The organism is Streptomyces sp. NPDC046215, from assembly GCF_040646215.1.
Lineage (GTDB): Bacteria > Actinomycetota > Actinomycetes > Streptomycetales > Streptomycetaceae > Streptomyces > Streptomyces stramineus.
The window spans coordinates 1-16,225 of record NZ_JBEYZW010000075.1; the positions used below are offsets into that span (position 1 = coordinate 1).

Here is a 16,225-nt window from a genome sequence, read left to right on the forward strand (position 1 = left end):
CCGGGGCGCGCGCCCGGCCGAGCCCGCGCGGGGGGGGGGGGGGCGCGCCCCCCCCCCCCCCCCCGGGCGTGCCGCCCGGGGCCGGGCTGGTCGGCCCCGGGCGGCGGCGACGGGCGGACACCCGCCGGCTCTCTCCCCTCAGCCCTCGTCGGAGTGGCCCAGTTGCAGGTCGCGTTCGGTGCGGCCGCCGCCGGCGACCTGGAGCACGGTGGCGACGGGCGGGTAGCCCGCGGCGATGACGGTGTACTCGCCCGCGGAGAGGTCCACGAAGCGGAACGCGCCGTCGGCGCCGGTGGAGGCGGAGTCCACGACGTTGCCCGCGGCGTCCAGGAGGGTGACGCGGGCGTCCTCGACGGGCCGGCCCGCCCCGGCCTTGACGACGCCGCGCAGCACCGCGCCGCCCGCGAGCTCGATGTCCTGCCGGGTCTCGCGGCAGGACTGGACGGTGACCGGCAGGGCGGCGGGCCGGAAGGCCGGGGCGCTGGAGGCGAGGGTGTACTCGCCGGCCACCAACTCCGAGATCACGTAGGCGCCTTCGCGGCCGGTGCGGGTGGTGGAGACGACCTCGCCGTGCACGTTGGTCAGGGTCACGAGGGCGTCGCGCACCGGGTTTCCGTCGGGGGTGAGGACGGTGCCCGCGAGCCGCCCGGCGCCGCCGAGGACCACGTCGAGCTCCACGGGCCGTTCGCCGACGGTGACGGTGACCGCCTGGGGCTGGTGGCCCGCGGCGGCGGCGATCATCACGTACGAGCCGGTGCCGGGCGTGCTGAGCGCGTACCGCCCGTCCTCGCCGGTGGCGCCCCGCCCGATCTGCCGGCCTCGGACGTCGATGAGGGTGAGCGCGGCGCGCGGGACGGTGGTGCCGTCGGGGTGCTGGACGATGCCGGTCACGGGGATCCCGGCGACGAAAGCGGGCTCGCTCTCGGGCGGCGCCGGCCGCGCGGACGGGATGGTGGGGGCTTCGGGAGCGTTCTGGGACACCTGGGGTTTCTCTTTCAGCAGGAAGGCGAGCAGAAAACCGAGGATGAGGACCGGTACCAGATAGAGGAAGATCCGGGGCATGGCGTCGGCATAGGCCCGTACGTAGCCGTCGCGCAGGGCGGCGGGCAGGGCGTGCACCAGCTGCGGGGTGATCGATTCCGGGTCGGGCAGACCGGGGCGGTGCGGCAGTTCGTCGGCGAGCCGCTCGGTGAGGCGGCGGGCGAAGAGCGTGCCGAAGACGGCCGCGCCGATCGCGCCGCCGATCTGCCGGAAGTAGTTGTTGGCGCTGGTGGCCGTGCCGAGGTCGGCCGGGTGGACGGAGTTCTGGACGGCCAGGACGAGGACCGGCAGGGCCAGCCCGATGCCGAGGCCGAGGACGCCCGTCCAGAGGCTGTAGACGGCGCGTTCGGTGTCGGTGTCGAGGTGGGAGAGCAGGTACATGCCGACGGCGGCGAGGGCGCAGCCGATGACGGGGAAGGGCCTGCAGCGGCCGGTGCGGCTGATGAGCCGGCCGGTGAGGAGGGAGGCGAGGACGATGCCGCCCATCATCGGGATCATCAGCAGGCCGGACTCGGTGGCGTCGGCGCCGTCGACCATCTGCAGGAAGGTGGGCAGATAGGTGGCGGCGCCGAAAAGGCCGACGCCCATGACCGCGCCCACGAGCGCGCAGACGTTGAAGGTCCGGTCGCGGAAGAGGTGCGGGGGGATGAGCGGTTCCGCGACGAGGTTCTCGACGACGACGAAGAGCAGGGCGGTGCCCAGCGCGGCCGCACCGAGTCCGACGATTTCGCGGGACCGCCAGGCGTACTCGGTGCCGCCCCACGTCGTGAGCAGCACCAGGCAGGTGGTGAAGGCCATCAGCAGCACCGCGCCGAGGACGTCGAAGCGCGCCCGCCGGGCGGGCCTGGGGAGCTTCAGGCCGAAGGTGACGACGGCGAGGGTGAGGAGGCCGACGGGGATGTTGAGGTAGAAGCACCAGCGCCAGGACGCGTGGTCGGTGAAGAAGCCGCCGAGCAGCGGGCCGGCGACGGAGGCGAGGCCGAAGGCGGCGCCGATGACTCCCATGAACCGGCCACGCTCCCGGGGCGGCACGATGTCGGCGATGATCGCCTGCACCCCGATCAGCAGACCGCCGCCGCCGATGCCCTGCACCGTGCGGAAGGCGATGAGCTGGTCCATGCTCCCGGCCCGGCCGGCGAGCGCGGAGCCGGCGATGAAGACGAGGATCGAGAAGACGAAGACGCCCTTGCGGCCGAAGAGGTCGCCCAGCTTGCCGTAGACCGGCAGCACGGCGGTGGAGCTGAGCAGGTAGGCCGTGACCGCCCAGGACATCCGGTCGAGGCCGTGCAGCTCTCCGACGATCTTCGGGAGGGCGGTGGCGACGATGGTCTGGTCGAGCGCGGCGAGGAGCAGCGCGAGGAGCAGTCCGGTGAAGACGAGGCGGACCCGCGCCGGGCCGAGCCGGGGTTCTCCGGGGTCCGGGGCGGGCCCGGGCGGGAGGGGGAGGTCGGGCGGCGGGCCCGGGCTGCGCGCAGCGGGTACCTCCTCGCTCTGTACCAAGGTGGTCCCGAATGTGGTCCCGCCCACGTATCCGCTCCCCTCATCTGCCCTGCATCGCCGCCCTTTTCTCGCATTTCGCGACAACAGCAAGCAAGCGAGAGTAATGACCCGAGAGCGTCCCCTGTGCGGCTTTCGCGCCGGTCGGAGGCATACGACGCACCGAGAAGGCGCCGGGGAAACCACTCGAACAGGTGAAGCCCGGACCGATCCCGGTCCGGGCTTCCGCCGACGTGCCCCTCGGCTGTTTCCTCCGGGCCCTCCGGTGCCGGAACCGGCACCGGAGAACTCCTGTGGCTCCTGTTACTTCTTTTCCACCTCTTCGGCGAGGTTTTCGAGCACGGCGTCGTAGATGCGGGCGAGGCCCTTGGGCGCGAAGGCCCGCTCGAAGAAGCCGCCGATGCCGCCGGCGCCGTTCCACACGGTGGTAACGACCGCCCTGGCCTTGCCCTCGCCGGCCGGGGTGACGGTCCAGGTGGTGACCATGGAGGAGTTGAGGTCCTTCTCGACCAGCTGACCGGTGGTCGGCTCGGTGACCTCCAGCAGACAGTCCCGGACCCGCTTGCTGGTGGCCTGGAGCTTCCAGTGCACCCGGGTGCCCTCGCCGTCGCCGCCCTCGCGCACCTCGTACTCGCTGAAGTGCTCGGGCAGCAGCTTGGCGCGGGTGCCGGTGTAGTCGGCCAGCGCGTCGAACACCTCCTCCGGGTCCGCCGCGATGATCCGCTCCGTGGTGGCCTCGACCTGGCCCATGGCTTGTCCTCCCGGACGTCGTGCGTACCTGCTTAGCGCCACAGCCAACCACCATCGTCACACCCGCCCAAATCCGGGATGGCACCCTCCTGATGCACATGACTGAACATCGTCGATCGCGACTGGCCATGGATGACCGCAGATGGCCGGAAAGGAACGCCCACGCCCGAGCCGGGGCGCTCAGCGCCTGGCTGGAAGCCGGGCGTCACCTGCGGGTGCTGGTGGCTGATCGCGCAGTTCCCCGCGCCCCCTCGGGGCACGGCCCTGCTCAGCACGCGCCCATGGTGCGGGGAACGCCCACGCCCGAGCCGGGGCGCTCAGCGCCTGGCTGGAAGCCGGGCGTCACCTGCGGGTGCTGGTGGCTGGTCGCGCAGTTCCCCGCGCCCCCTCGGGGCACGGCCCCGCTTAACATCCGTCCATGGTGCGCATACGGAACATGACCGAGGCCGACGCGGCCGCGGTGGCCGCGATCCGGGTGGGCGGCTGGCGGGCCGCGTACGCCGGGCTGTTGCCGCGGGCCCACCTCGACGCCCTCGACGTGGCGCGGGAGACGGAGCTGCGGCGGGAGCACCTCCGCGCGGCGGGCGAGCACGTGGTGAACCTCGTCGCCGAGGAGGAAGGGCGGACGGAGGGCGTCCTGGGCTGGGCGTGCTACGGGCCGTCCCGGGACGACGACCGCCCGGAGGGGGTCGCGGAGCTGTACGCGCTGTACGTCCGCCCCGACCGGATCGGCACCGGCGTCGGCCGGGCCCTGTGCGCGGCCGCGGTCGGGGCCGCGGCGGGGCGCGGCTTTCGCGCGATGCGGCTGTGGGTCGTGGAGGGCAACGCGCGGGCCCGGGCCTTCTACGAGCGGGCGGGGTTCACCGCCGACGGCGCCGAGGCGGCGGACGACGCGGGCGGTGCGGCCGTGCCCGAGATGCGCTACGCCCGGGCCCTGGCGGGCCCGGGCCGCACCGGCTGAGGCGCGCCGGTCACGCCAGGCGCGCCAGGGCCTCCACCGCCGCGTCGCGCAGCCGGTCGTGGCGGCGGGCGGCCACCAGGGCGTCCTCCGCCCGGCGGTCGCCCAGCGCGCCCAGGCCCTCGACGCAGGCGCGCGCGATGGGCCAGCAGTGGTCCCGGGCGGCCAGCAGCCGCTCCAGGGTGGACAGGAGCGCCGGCACGGACTCGGGGGCGCGGAGCTCGGTGAGGAGCCGGACGGGGTGCAGGGCGTAGGCGGTGCGCAGGGGGTTGGTGGCGAGGGCGGCGGCGGCGCGGGCGGTGCGGGGGTCGCGCAGGCGGGCCAGGACGCGGGCGGCGGTGGCGCAGCGCACGGGCTCGCGGTAGTTGAGCAGGAGGACGAGCGTCTCGAACGCCCGGCGGTCGCCCTCGGTGCCGAGGGCGAAGGCGGCTATCTCCCTGGCCCACAGGGGCTGTTCGGCGGCGGTCAGGATGCCGGCGAGCTCGTCCCGGCGGCCGGGGCGGCGGCCGCCCGCGCGGACGAGCGCGAGCAGCTCCTCGAAGGCCGAGAACTCGGCGGGGGTGACCAGTTCGGCCCGGACGCGCTTGAGCAACGCACGAAATTCCTCTTCCACTGCCCGCTCTCCTCCCCGAGTGGCCTGGACCACATCGTAAGTCGCCCGCCCGCCCTCTGGCGCTCTTGGTTACCCGTGAGTTAATCTCCCCGGCAAGAGCAGCACACCTGCTCGGGCGGCCTGTGACGCGGCCGCCATTGCTGTGACGTCGGTTCGGCACGTCGAGTACGGCACGGCCCCGGGACAGGGCCTGCCGGTCGTACAACTCCTTTTCGGTGGGCGCTCCTTACCCGTACCCGGAAATCCCCCGGTCGCCGCGGTTCCCCCGGGACCGCTCACGCGACCGGCACCCAACCGACGTATCCCCTGTGCACGGGGAACACCTTCTGGAGTCTCGCGATGGACCGTACGTCCACCCCTGAGCCGTCCCCTGTCCCCTCCGGCTCTCCGCTCACTCCCCCTTCCCGGCTGCGCACCGTCGCCGTCGTCGGCCTCGGCACCATGGGGGCCGGCATCGCCGAGGTGCTGGCCCGGGCCGGGCGCGAGGTCATCGGCATCGACGTCTCCGGCGAGGCCGCGGCGCACGCCGTCCGCGCGCTGGAGGCCGCCACCGCCCGCTCGGTGCGCCGTGAGCGGATCACGGAGCCGGAGCGGCAGGCCGTCCTGGGCCGCTTCCGCACCTCCCGCGAGCTGTCGGCGGCCGCCGGCGCCGACCTGGTGATCGAGGTGGTGCCGGAGGACTACGCCCTCAAGCACGAGGTCTTCACCGCCCTGGACGCGATCGTCCGCCCCGACGCGATCCTGGCGACGGGCACCAACGCCCTGTCGGTGACCCGGCTCGCCGCCGACTCGGCCCGCCCCGAGCGGGTGCTCGGGATGCACTTCTTCAACCCGGCGCCGGCGATGAAGCTCGTCGAGGTCGTCTCCTCGGTGCTCACCGCGCCCGCCGCCGTGGCCGCGGTCACGGAGCTCGCCCAGGAGCTGGGCAAGGAGCCGGTCGCGGTCGGGGACCGGCCCGGGTTCGTCGCCGACGGGCTGCTGTTCGGCTACCTCAACCAGGCCGCCGCGATGTACGAGTCGCGCTACGCGACGCGGGAGGACATCGACGCGGCGATGCGGCTGGGCTGCGGGCTGCCGATGGGGCCGCTCGCCCTGCTCGACCTGATCGGCATCGACACCGCCCGCACCGTCCTGGAGGCGATGTACGCCGCCTCCCACGACCGGCTGCACGCGCCCGCGCCGATCCTGGGCCAGCTCGCGGAGGCCGGTCTGACCGGCCGCAAGGCGGGCCGCGGCTTCTACACCTACGACGCCGCGGACGCGGCCCTCACGGTGCCCGACGCGCTGACGCCGCAGGCCGGCGCGGAGGGGTCCGCCGGCGCCCGGGAGGTGGGCTGCGTGGGCGTCGCCGGGTCGGGGACCATGGCGAGCGGCATCGCCGAGGTCTTCGCCAAGGCCGGGTACCGGGTGGTGCTCGCGGCGCGCTCTCCGGAGAAGGCGGAGGCGGCGAAGGCCCGGGTGGCGAAGTCCCTGGCCCGCTCGGTGGAGAAGGGCCGGCTGACGGCGGCGGAGCGGGACAGCGCCCTCGCCGCGATCGTCCCGGCCGCATCGCTCGACGCCTTCGCGGACGCCGATCTCGTGATCGAGGCGGTGGCGGAGGACCTCGCGGTCAAGCAGCAGCTGTTCACCGCGCTCGACAAGATCTGCCGGCCGGGCGCGGTGCTGGCCACGACGACGTCGTCGCTGCCGGTCATCGCCTGCGCCCGCGCCACGTCGCGCCCGCAGGACGTCATCGGGCTGCACTACTTCAACCCGGCACCGGCGATGAAGCTCGTCGAGGTCGTGCGGACCGTGCTGACCGCCGACGACGTCCACGCGACCGCCCGCGCGGTGTGCGCCCGGGTCCGCAAGCACCCGGTGGACTGCGGCGACCGGGCCGGGTTCATCGTCAACGCGCTGCTGTTCCCGTACCTGAACAACGCCGTGAAGATGGTGCAGGAGCACTACGCGACGCTGGACGACATCGACGCCGCGATGAAGCTCGGCGGCGGCTACCCCATGGGCCCCTTCGAGCTGCTGGACGTCGTGGGCCTGGACGTGTCCCTGGCCATCGAGAAGGTCCTGCACCGCGAGTTCCGCGACCCCGGGCTCGCGCCCGCGCCCCTGCTGGAGCACCTGGTGGCGGCGGGCTGCCTGGGCCGCAAGACGGGCCGCGGCTTCCGTGAGTACGCCCGGCGCTGACGGCCGGGTGCCCGACGACGCCGTGGGGTGGGGCGGTCTGCTGGAACCGGCCTGCGGTCCGCCCCGGCACGCCCGTACGGACGCGTGTTACGTTCCCCACATGCCCCAGCCCGCCAAGGCCGTCCGCACCCCGCGCCCGGCCGCCGAAGAACCCCGAGAGCCGCACGCCGGCCCCGAGAGCGCGGGCAGCCGCCGCGCCGCCGCCCAGCGGCTCACCATGCGCCGCAAACTCGCGGCGGCCGCCATGGAGTTGTTCGCCACGAAGGGCTACGAGGCGACGACGGTCGACGAGATCGCGGCCGCGGCCGGCGTCGCCCGCCGGACCTTCTTCCGCCACTTCCGCTCCAAGGAAGAGGCGATCTTCCCCGACCACGACGACACCCTCGTCCGGGCGGCCGGCGTGCTCGACGCCGCTCCCCCGCACGAGAACCCGCTCGACACCGTCTGCCGGGGGATCAAGGAGGTCATGCGGATGTACGCGGCCTCCCCGGCCGTCTCCGTCGAGCGCTACCGCCTGACCCGCGAGGTGCCCGCGCTCCGCGAGCGCGAGATCGCCTCGGTGGCCCGCTACGAGCGGCTCTTCACCCGGTACCTCCTGGGGCACTTCGACGAGAGCGCCCACCACGCCGGCGACGACGACCCGCTGCTCGCCGAGGTGGCCGCGTCCGCGGTCGTCACCGCGCACAACCACGTGCTGCGGCGGTGGCTGCGCGGCGGCGGTGAGGGCGATGTGGAGACCCAGCTCGACCACGCCTTCGCCATCGTGCGGGAGACGTTCGGCACGGGCATCGGCGCCGGGCGCTCCGCCCAGGAGAGCGCCCCGGCCGCCACGGCCCGGGCGGAGGGCGAGGTGCTGGTCACGGTGGCCCGTACGGACGCGCCGCTCGCCGAGGTCATGCGCGTCATCGAGAAGGCGCTCAAGAAGGGCTGATCCACCGGGGATTCGCCACACTTTGACACCATAATTCCGATTCATCACCACGGCCGCCCCGTTCCGGGGCGGCCGTTTTTGTTGCTCATACGTGCCCTGCGGATGACATCTGAGAGAAATTGTTGGCACCGAGTGTCTTGTCGAGTGGCACGCGGTGCCATACGTTGTGGGTGTCCGGGCGGCCGGCGCGCAGACGCACCAACGTCGTGCGCCGGCTGTCCCCACAAGCACCTTGTGCGCCCGGACGCCTGCGTCACAGGCTCTTTCGCGCTCACCAGCGCGCGCCCAGCACCACCGCCGAACCGACGGCACCGCCTCTGCACCACCCCCGACGTTCCCTCAAGCCGTTCCACGACGCGCTTCGCCGGAGGCCACTCCCATGAACCAGATACTCGACGCCATCCTCGCGTCGGACAGTACGCCCCAGGACTTCGCGGCCCTGTCCATCCCCGAGTCGTACCGCGCGGTGACCGTGCACAAGAGCGAGACCGAGATGTTCGCCGGCCTCGCCACCAAGGAGAAGGACCCGCGCAAGTCGCTCCACGTGGAGGAGGTGCCGGTCCCCGAACTCGGGCCCGGTGAGGCGCTCGTGGCCGTCATGGCCAGTTCGGTGAACTACAACTCGGTCTGGACCTCGATCTTCGAGCCCATGTCGACGTTCGGCTTCCTGGAGCGCTACGGGCGCACCTCGCCGCTCGCCAAGCGCCACGACCTGCCGTACCACATCATCGGCTCCGACCTGTCGGGCGTCGTGCTGCGCACCGGGCCCGGCGTCAACGCCTGGAAGCCGGGCGACGAGGTCGTCGCGCACTGCCTGTCGGTGGAGCTGGAGCGGGCCGACGGGCACGACGACACCATGCTCGACCCCGAGCAGCGCATCTGGGGCTTCGAGACCAACTTCGGCGGCCTGGCCGAGATCGCCCTGGTGAAGTCCAACCAGCTGATGCCCAAGGCCAAGCACCTGACCTGGGAGGAAGCGGCCGTCCCGGGCCTGGTCAACTCCACCGCCTACCGGCAGCTGGTCTCCCGCAACGGCGCCGGGATGAAGCAGGGCGACAACGTCCTGATCTGGGGCGCCAGCGGCGGACTCGGCTCGTACGCCACCCAGTTCGCGCTGGCCGGCGGGGCCAACCCCATCTGTGTGGTCTCCAGCCCGCAGAAGGCGGAGATCTGCCGGGCGATGGGCGCCACGGCGATCATCGACCGCACCGCGGAGGGCTACCGGTTCTGGGAGGACGAGCACCACCAGAACCCCCGCGAGTGGAAGCGCCTCGGCAAGGACATCCGCGAACTCACCGGCGGCGAGGACGTCGACATCGTCTTCGAGCACCCCGGCCGCGAGACCTTCGGCGCCAGCGTCTACGTCACCCGCAAGGGCGGCACGATCGTCACCTGCGCCTCCACCTCCGGCTTCAAGCACGAGTACGACAACCGCTACCTGTGGATGTCGCTGAAGCGGATCATCGGCTCGCACTTCGCCAACTACCGCGAGTCGTGGGAGGCCAACCGCCTGATCGCGAAGGGGAAGATCCACCCCACGCTGTCCAAGACCTACCGGCTGGACGAGACCGGCCAGGCGGCCTACGACGTCCACCGCAACCTCCACCAGGGCAAGGTCGGCGTGCTCGCCCTGGCCCCGGAGGAGGGCATGGGGGTGCGCGACCACGAGCTGCGGGCGACGCACATCGACGCCATCAACCGCTTCCGGAATGTGTGATGACCGAACGTCGCAAAGACCGGCCCTGGCTCATGCGGACCTACGCGGGGCACTCGACCGCCGAGGCGTCCAACGAGCTGTACCGGCGTAACCTCGCCAAGGGCCAGACCGGCCTGTCGGTCGCGTTCGACCTGCCGACGCAGACGGGCTACGACCCCGACCACATCCTCGCCCGCGGCGAGGTCGGCCGGGTCGGGGTCCCCGTCGCCCACCTCGGTGACATGCGGCGGCTGTTCCAGGACATCCCGCTGGAGCAGATGAACACCTCCATGACCATCAACGCCACCGCCATGTGGCTGCTGGCGATGTACCAGGTGGTCGCGGAGGAGCAGGGCGCCGACATCACCCGGCTGTCGGGCACGACCCAGAACGACATCGTCAAGGAGTACCTCTCCCGCGGCACCCACGTCTTCCCGCCCGGCCCGTCCCTGCGGCTGACGACGGACATGATCACCTACACGGTGAACCGGATCCCCAAGTGGAACCCGATCAACATCTGCAGCTACCACCTGCAGGAGGCGGGGGCCACTCCGGTCCAGGAGATCTCCTACGCGATGTCCACCGCGATCGCCGTCCTCGACGCGGTCTTCGCGTCCGGGCAGATCCCCGAGGACCGCAAGGGCGATGTCGTCGCCCGGATCTCCTTCTTCGTCAACGCGGGCGTCCGCTTCGTCGAGGAGATGTGCAAGATGCGCGCCTTCGGCCGCATCTGGGACCAGGTGACCCGGGAGCGGTACGGCATCGAGAACCCCAAGCAGCGGCGGTTCCGCTACGGCGTCCAGGTCAACTCCCTCGGCCTGACCGAGGCCCAGCCGGAGAACAACGTCCAGCGCATCGTCCTGGAGATGCTGGCCGTCACCCTCTCCAAGGACGCCCGCGCCCGCGCCGTGCAGCTGCCCGCCTGGAACGAGGCGCTGGGCCTGCCCCGCCCCTGGGACCAGCAGTGGTCGCTGCGCATCCAGCAGGTCCTCGCCCACGAGAGCGACCTGCTGGAGTACGAGGACATCTTCGCCGGGTCGCACGTCATCGAGGCCAAGGTGGCCTCGCTCGTCACCGAGTGCCTGGCCGAGATCGAGCGCATCGAGCGGATGGGCGGCGCCATGGCCGCCGTCGAGTCCGGCTACCTCAAGTCCCAGCTGGTCTCCTCGCACGCCGAGCGGCGGGCGCGGATCGAGGCCGGCGACGAGAAGATCATCGGCGTCAACTGCTACGAGTCGACCGAGCCCAACCCGCTCACCGCCGACCTCGACACCGCGATCATGACCGTCGACCCGGCCAACGAGGCCCGCGTGGTGGCCGCCCTGCACACCTGGCGCGACAACCGCGACGAGGGCCGCGCCCAGGAGTGCCTGTCGGCGCTGAAGAAGGCCGCGGCGGGCACGGAGAACCTGATGGCCGCCACCCTGGAGTGCGTACGCGCCGGTGTGACGACCGGCGAGTGGGCCTGGGCGCTGCGGGACGTCTTCGGCGAGTTCCGGGCCCCCACGGGCGTCAGCAGCGCCCCGGTGGCCGTGGCGGCGGAGTCCGGCACCCCGCTGGCGGCGGTCCGCGAGAAGGTCGCGCGCACGGCCGAGGAGCTGGGCAGCGGCAAGCTGCGGCTGCTGGTCGGCAAACCCGGCCTGGACGGGCACTCCAACGGCGCCGAACAGATCGCCGTACGGGCCCGCGACGCCGGCTTCGAGGTCGTCTACCAGGGCATCCGGCTGACCCCCGAGCAGATCGTCTCGGCGGCCGTCGCCGAGGACGTGCACTGCGTGGGGCTGTCGATCCTGTCCGGCTCGCACGCCGAGCTGGTGCCGGACGTGCTGACCCGGCTGCGCGCCACGGGGGCGGACGACATGCCCGTGATCGTCGGTGGCATCATCCCCTCGGCCGACGCCGTCGCCCTGAAGGCGGCCGGTGTCGCGGCCGTCTTCACCCCCAAGGACTTCGGCATCACGGAGATCATCGGCCGTATCGTCGACGAGATCCGGAAAGCGAACCACCTCGACCCTCTGGAGGTCCCCGCATGACTCCGTCCGTCAACCGTCTGCGGCCCCGCCGCTCCTGCCTCGCCGTCCCCGGCAGCAACCCGCGGTTCCTGGAGAAGGCCCAGGGCCTGGCCGCCGACCAGGTCTTCCTGGACCTGGAGGACGCGTGCGCGCCCCTGGCCAAGGAGGGCGCCCGGCACACGATCGTCGACGCGCTCAACAACGGCGACTGGACGGGCAAGACCAGGGTCGTACGGGTCAACGACTGGACGACGCACTGGACGTACCGCGACGTGATCACGGTCGTGGAGGGCGCGGGCCCCAACCTCGACTGCATCATGCTGCCGAAGGTTCAGGACGCCCAGCAGATCGTCGCCCTGGACCTGCTGCTGACGCAGATCGAGAAGACCATGGGCTTCGAGGTGGGGCGCATCGGCATCGAGGCGCAGATCGAGAACGCCCGGGGCCTGGTCAACGTCGACGACATCGCCGCCGCGTCCCCGCGCGTGGAGACGATCATCTTCGGCCCGGCCGACTTCATGGCGTCCATCAACATGAAGTCCCTCGTGGTGGGCCACCAGCCCCCCGGCTACGGCGCGGACGCCTATCACTACATCCTGATGCGCATCCTCATGGCGGCCCGGGCCAACGATCTGCAGGCCATCGACGGCCCGTACCTGCAGATCCGCAACTCCGACGGCTACCGCGAGGTGGCCGGGCGCGCGGCGGCGCTGGGCTTCGACGGCAAGTGGGTGCTGCACCCGGACCAGGTGGAGCTCGCCAACGAGATCTTCTCGCCCTCCCAGGAGGACTACGACCACGCCGAGCTGATCCTGGACGCCTACGACTACTGCACCTCCGAGGCGGGCGGCAAGAAGGGCTCGGCGATGCTCGGCGACGAGATGATCGACGAGGCCAGCCGGAAGATGGCCCTGGTCATCTCCGGGAAGGGCCGGGCGGCCGGCATGACGCGTACGTCCAAGTTCGAGATCCCGGAGGCGTGAGCACCATGCAGTTCGGCCGCACCTTCGAGGAGTTCACCGTCGGCGACGTGTACAAGCACTGGCCCGGCAAGACGGTCACCGAGTACGACGACCACCTCTTCTGCCTGCTCACCATGAACCACCACCCGCTGCACATGGACGCCAACTACGCCGAGAAGACGACCGATTTCGGCCGGAACGTCGTGGTCGGCAATTACGTCTACTCGCTGCTGCTGGGCATGTCCGTCCCCGATGTCTCGGGCAAGGCGATCGCCAATCTGGAGGTCGAGTCGCTCAAGCACATCGCGCCGACCTTCCACGGCGACACCCTCTACGGCGAGACGACCGTGCTGGACAAGACGCCGTCGAAGTCCCGTGACGACCGCGGCGTCGTGTACGTCGAGACCAAGGGCTACAAGCAGGACGGGACCGTCGTCTGCGTCTTCCGGCGCAAGGTGATGGTGCCGACCGCCACGTACATCAAGGAGCGCGGCGGAGAACAGCCCGGCCGCCCCGAGCCGATCACCCGGGAGAAGTGAGATGCGGCGCCTCGCGCAGACCGACGGCCTGACCGACATCCAGCGGGAAATTCTCGCCACGGTCCGTGAATTCGTCGACAAAGAGATCATCCCGGTCGCGACCGAGCTGGAGCACCGCGACGAGTACCCGACGCGGATAGTCGAGGGCCTCAAGGAACTCGGGCTGTTCGGCCTGATGATCCCCGAGGAGTACGGCGGCCTCGGTGAGTCCCTTCTCACATACGCGCTCTGCGTCGAGGAGATCGCCCGCGGCTGGATGAGCGTGTCGGGGATCATCAACACGCACTTCATCGTGGCCTACATGCTCAAGCAGCACGGCACGCAGGAACAAAAGGACTATTTCCTGCCGAAGATGGCCACAGGGGACGTTCGGGGCGCGTTCTCGATGTCCGAGCCCGGCCTGGGCTCGGATGTGTCGGCCATCACGTCCAAGGGCGTCCGCGAGGGTGACGCGTACGTCCTCAACGGCCAGAAGATGTGGCTGACCAACGGCGGGTCCTCCACGCTCGTGGCGGTGCTGTGTCGGACGGACGAGGGTCACCCCGAGGGGACCGCCCCGCACAAGTCGATGACCACCTTCCTCATCGAGAAGGAGCCGGGGTTCGGCGAGGTCAAGCCGGGGCTGACCATCCCCGGAAAGATCGACAAAATGGGCTACAAGGGCGTCGACACCACCGAGTTGATCATGGACGGGCTGCGCGTGCCGGCCGACCGGGTCCTCGGCGGCGTCACCGGCCGGGGTTTTTACCAGATGATGGACGGCGTGGAGGTCGGCCGCGTCAATGTCGCGGCGCGTGGCTGCGGCGTCGCTCAGCGTGCGTTCGAACTGGGCATCTCCTACGCACAACAGCGTCATACCTTCGGAAAAGCCATCGCCCAACACCAGGCCATTCAGTTCAAACTTGCTGAAATGGGGACAAAGGTCGAAGCGGCGCATGCGATGATGGTGAACGCAGCACGCAAGAAGGACTCGGGGCAGCGCAACGACCTCGAGGCCGGAATGGCCAAGTACCTGGCGTCCGAGTACTGCAAGGAAGTGGTCGAGGACGCCTTCCGTATCCACGGCGGATACGGCTTCTCCAAGGAGTACGAGATCGAGCGCCTCTACCGCGAGGCCCCGATGCTGCTCATCGGCGAGGGTACGGCCGAGATCCAGAAAATGATCATTGGACGTCGGCTACTCGAGGAGTACCGACTCCAGGGATAATTGTTCCGATTAGGGGTGGTTTGACCGAGAAGAAGATCACACCCAGTCATCGGTGTTCGGCCACGGACTGGCCCTGGCGCTTAGCCAGTTGCCGGTCTCAACCGATAGCATCCCCGGAAAGCCGCCGTCCCCCAATCGTTACGCGGCACCCTCCGCTACGAAGGTCACCCATGCCCCACAGCTCTTCCTCTGCACCACGCGGCCGCGTCCGCCTTGCGCGCGGAGCATCGCCGTGGCTCCTCCCGACCGTCGCCACGGCAGCGGTCAGCCTCACCCGCGCCCGCCGCTCCGGCCGCTGGGCGGCACTGGCCGTGCCCACCACCGCGCTCGCGGCGGGCATGCTGTGGTTCTTCCGCGACCCCGATCGCGAGATCACCCAGGGCCGCGTCATCTCCCCGGCCGACGGTGTGGTGCAGAGCATCATGCCGTGGAAGGACGGGCGCACCCGCGTCGCGATCTTCATGAGCCCGTTGAACGTCCACGTCAACCGCGCGCCGCTGGCCGGCACCGTGACGTCGGTCGAGCACATCCCCGGCGGGTTCGTCCCGGCGTTCAACAAGGAGAGCGAGAACAACGAGCGCGTCGTCTGGCACTTCGACACCGAGCTCGGCGACATCGAGATGGTGCAGATCGCCGGCGCCGTCGCCCGCCGGATCGTGCCGTACGTGCCCCAGGACACCAAGGTGGAGCAGGGCGAGCGGATCGGTCTGATCCGGTTCGGCTCGCGCGTCGACATCTACCTCCCGGAGGGGATCGAGGTCGCGGTCGAGGTCGGCCAGCCCACCACGGCAGGGGTGACACGCCTTGACCGTGATTGATCCGGACACACAGGCTGCCTGGGTGCCCGAGGCGGAGGTGGAGGACGGGGACGACATGCCCCTGTCCACCCGGCTGTCGATAGCGGACACGCTCACGCTCGGTAACGCGATCTGCGGCTTCATGGCCGTGTACTTCACCACCACCGGCGTCCTCATCCCGCACCTGACGGGCAACGAGGACGGCGGCATGGCCCGCCACAGCGCGGCCACCGCCGTGATACTGATGCTCCTCGCCTCCGTCTTCGACCTCTTCGACGGGCTCGTGGCGCGCAAGCTGCGCAGCTCGGCGATGGGCGCGGAGCTGGACAACCTCTCGGATCTGATCAGCTTCGGGCTGGCGCCCGCGTACTTCGTGGTCGTCTGGGGCATGGTCGCCGACGACGCGCACCAGCGGGTGTCGGCCGTGGCGGCGATCGTGGTGCTCCTGGCCGTCGTGCTGCGCCTGGCGCGGTTCAGCTGCGTCCAGCTGCGGGACGGCATCTTCCAGGGGATGCCGAGCCCCTTCGGGGCGCTGACGGTCGTCTCGATCGTGCTCCTGGAGCTGCCCTTCGTCCCGACGCTGCTCGCGATCGTGGGTGTCGCGTGGCTGATGGTCAGCCGGGTCGAGTACCCCAAGCCGCGGGGCCGGCTCGCGGTGGCCATGCTGAGCTGGATCGTGCTGAGCATGGGCCTGCTGGCGGCATGGGCCTTCGACGCGCCCGGCGGGGTGCTGCTGCTCCAGACGGGGTGCGCGCTCCAGGTGGTCCTGGGTGCGGTCATCCCCCTGTTCGCGACGGCACGCAGGGTGAACACGTTCCGCGACAACCGGCGCGAGGCGCGGGCCGTGGCGCTACGGCGCTGACCTTGTCGCTACGGCGCTGACCTTTCTACGACGTGGGGCCCGGGCAATGTGCCCGGGCCCTTCGTCGTGTCTGCCGTTTCCGCTGCGCGGGGCCGGTCCGCTGCGCGGGGCGTGTCAATGGTGCGGTGTCGGGTCTCCGCGGGTGGGGGTTGTGGGGCTGCTTCGCTTTACGCCCCACA

13 protein-coding genes are annotated in these 16,225 nt (G+C 71.1%); 10 read left to right on the top strand and 3 right to left on the bottom strand.

Annotated features, from left to right (window positions below; all coding sequences use genetic code 11):
* Positions 1 to 138 precede the first annotated feature (138 nt).
* Positions 139 to 2,568 (bottom strand): MFS transporter, encoded by a 2,430-nt coding sequence (locus ABZ951_RS26090; RefSeq protein ID WP_344096058.1) that lies wholly within the window; start codon positions 2,566 to 2,568, stop codon positions 139 to 141.
* A gap of 273 nt (positions 2,569 to 2,841) precedes the next feature.
* Positions 2,842 to 3,288 carry an SRPBCC family protein gene (locus ABZ951_RS26095; protein WP_344096056.1) on the bottom strand — a complete coding sequence of 149 codons (447 nt, stop codon included), beginning with the start codon at positions 3,286 to 3,288 and terminating at the stop codon, positions 2,842 to 2,844.
* A 418-nt stretch (positions 3,289 to 3,706) separates the two neighbouring features.
* On the opposite strand from ABZ951_RS26095, the gene ABZ951_RS26100 reads away from it, so the two are divergent.
* On the top strand, positions 3,707 to 4,249 hold the full coding sequence (locus ABZ951_RS26100; RefSeq protein ID WP_361280819.1) for a GNAT family N-acetyltransferase: 543 nt from the start codon (positions 3,707 to 3,709) through the stop codon (positions 4,247 to 4,249).
* A gap of 10 nt (positions 4,250 to 4,259) precedes the next feature.
* Here ABZ951_RS26100 and ABZ951_RS26105 read toward each other — a convergent pair whose 3' ends face one another.
* Positions 4,260 to 4,859, bottom strand: coding sequence for a HEAT repeat domain-containing protein (locus tag ABZ951_RS26105; RefSeq protein WP_344094656.1), 600 nt, complete (start codon positions 4,857 to 4,859; stop codon positions 4,260 to 4,262).
* 339 nt (positions 4,860 to 5,198) lie between these two features.
* Here ABZ951_RS26105 and ABZ951_RS26110 point away from each other — a divergent pair, with 339 nt between their 5' ends.
* From ABZ951_RS26110 to pssA, 9 genes are all read left to right on the top strand, one after another.
* Entirely contained in the window at positions 5,199 to 7,040 is a 1,842-nt protein-coding gene (locus ABZ951_RS26110; protein WP_344094658.1) for a 3-hydroxybutyryl-CoA dehydrogenase, read from the top strand.
* A 100-nt stretch (positions 7,041 to 7,140) separates the two neighbouring features.
* Positions 7,141 to 7,971: a TetR family transcriptional regulator gene (locus ABZ951_RS26115; RefSeq protein ID WP_344094660.1), complete on the top strand. Its 831-nt coding sequence runs from the start codon at positions 7,141 to 7,143 to the stop codon at positions 7,969 to 7,971.
* A 379-nt stretch (positions 7,972 to 8,350) separates the two neighbouring features.
* Positions 8,351 to 9,688 carry a crotonyl-CoA carboxylase/reductase gene (gene ccrA, locus ABZ951_RS26120; protein ID WP_344094662.1) on the top strand — a complete coding sequence of 446 codons (1,338 nt, stop codon included), beginning with the start codon at positions 8,351 to 8,353 and terminating at the stop codon, positions 9,686 to 9,688.
* Positions 9,688 to 11,700 (top strand): protein meaA, encoded by a 2,013-nt coding sequence (locus ABZ951_RS26125; protein ID WP_344094664.1) that lies wholly within the window; start codon positions 9,688 to 9,690, stop codon positions 11,698 to 11,700. Before ccrA ends, ABZ951_RS26125 begins: the two co-directional genes overlap by 1 nt.
* Positions 11,697 to 12,662 (top strand): CoA ester lyase, encoded by a 966-nt coding sequence (locus tag ABZ951_RS26130; RefSeq protein ID WP_344094666.1) that lies wholly within the window; start codon positions 11,697 to 11,699, stop codon positions 12,660 to 12,662. Before ABZ951_RS26125 ends, ABZ951_RS26130 begins: the two co-directional genes overlap by 4 nt.
* A gap of 5 nt (positions 12,663 to 12,667) precedes the next feature.
* The gene (locus tag ABZ951_RS26135) at positions 12,668 to 13,180 is read left to right on the top strand and encodes a MaoC family dehydratase (protein ID WP_344094706.1); all 513 of its coding nucleotides are present in this window, start codon (positions 12,668 to 12,670) and stop codon (positions 13,178 to 13,180) included.
* Position 13,181: 1 nt separating this feature from the next.
* A complete protein-coding gene (locus tag ABZ951_RS26140) occupies positions 13,182 to 14,387 on the top strand; it encodes an acyl-CoA dehydrogenase family protein (RefSeq protein WP_344094668.1) in 1,206 nt (401 codons plus the stop codon).
* Between the two features lie 170 nt (positions 14,388 to 14,557).
* A complete protein-coding gene (locus ABZ951_RS26145) occupies positions 14,558 to 15,205 on the top strand; it encodes a phosphatidylserine decarboxylase (RefSeq protein WP_344094670.1) in 648 nt (215 codons plus the stop codon).
* A complete protein-coding gene (pssA, locus tag ABZ951_RS26150; RefSeq protein ID WP_344094672.1) occupies positions 15,192 to 16,046 on the top strand; it encodes a CDP-diacylglycerol--serine O-phosphatidyltransferase in 855 nt (284 codons plus the stop codon). Before ABZ951_RS26145 ends, pssA begins: the two co-directional genes overlap by 14 nt.
* The last annotated feature ends 179 nt before the right edge of the window (positions 16,047 to 16,225 follow it).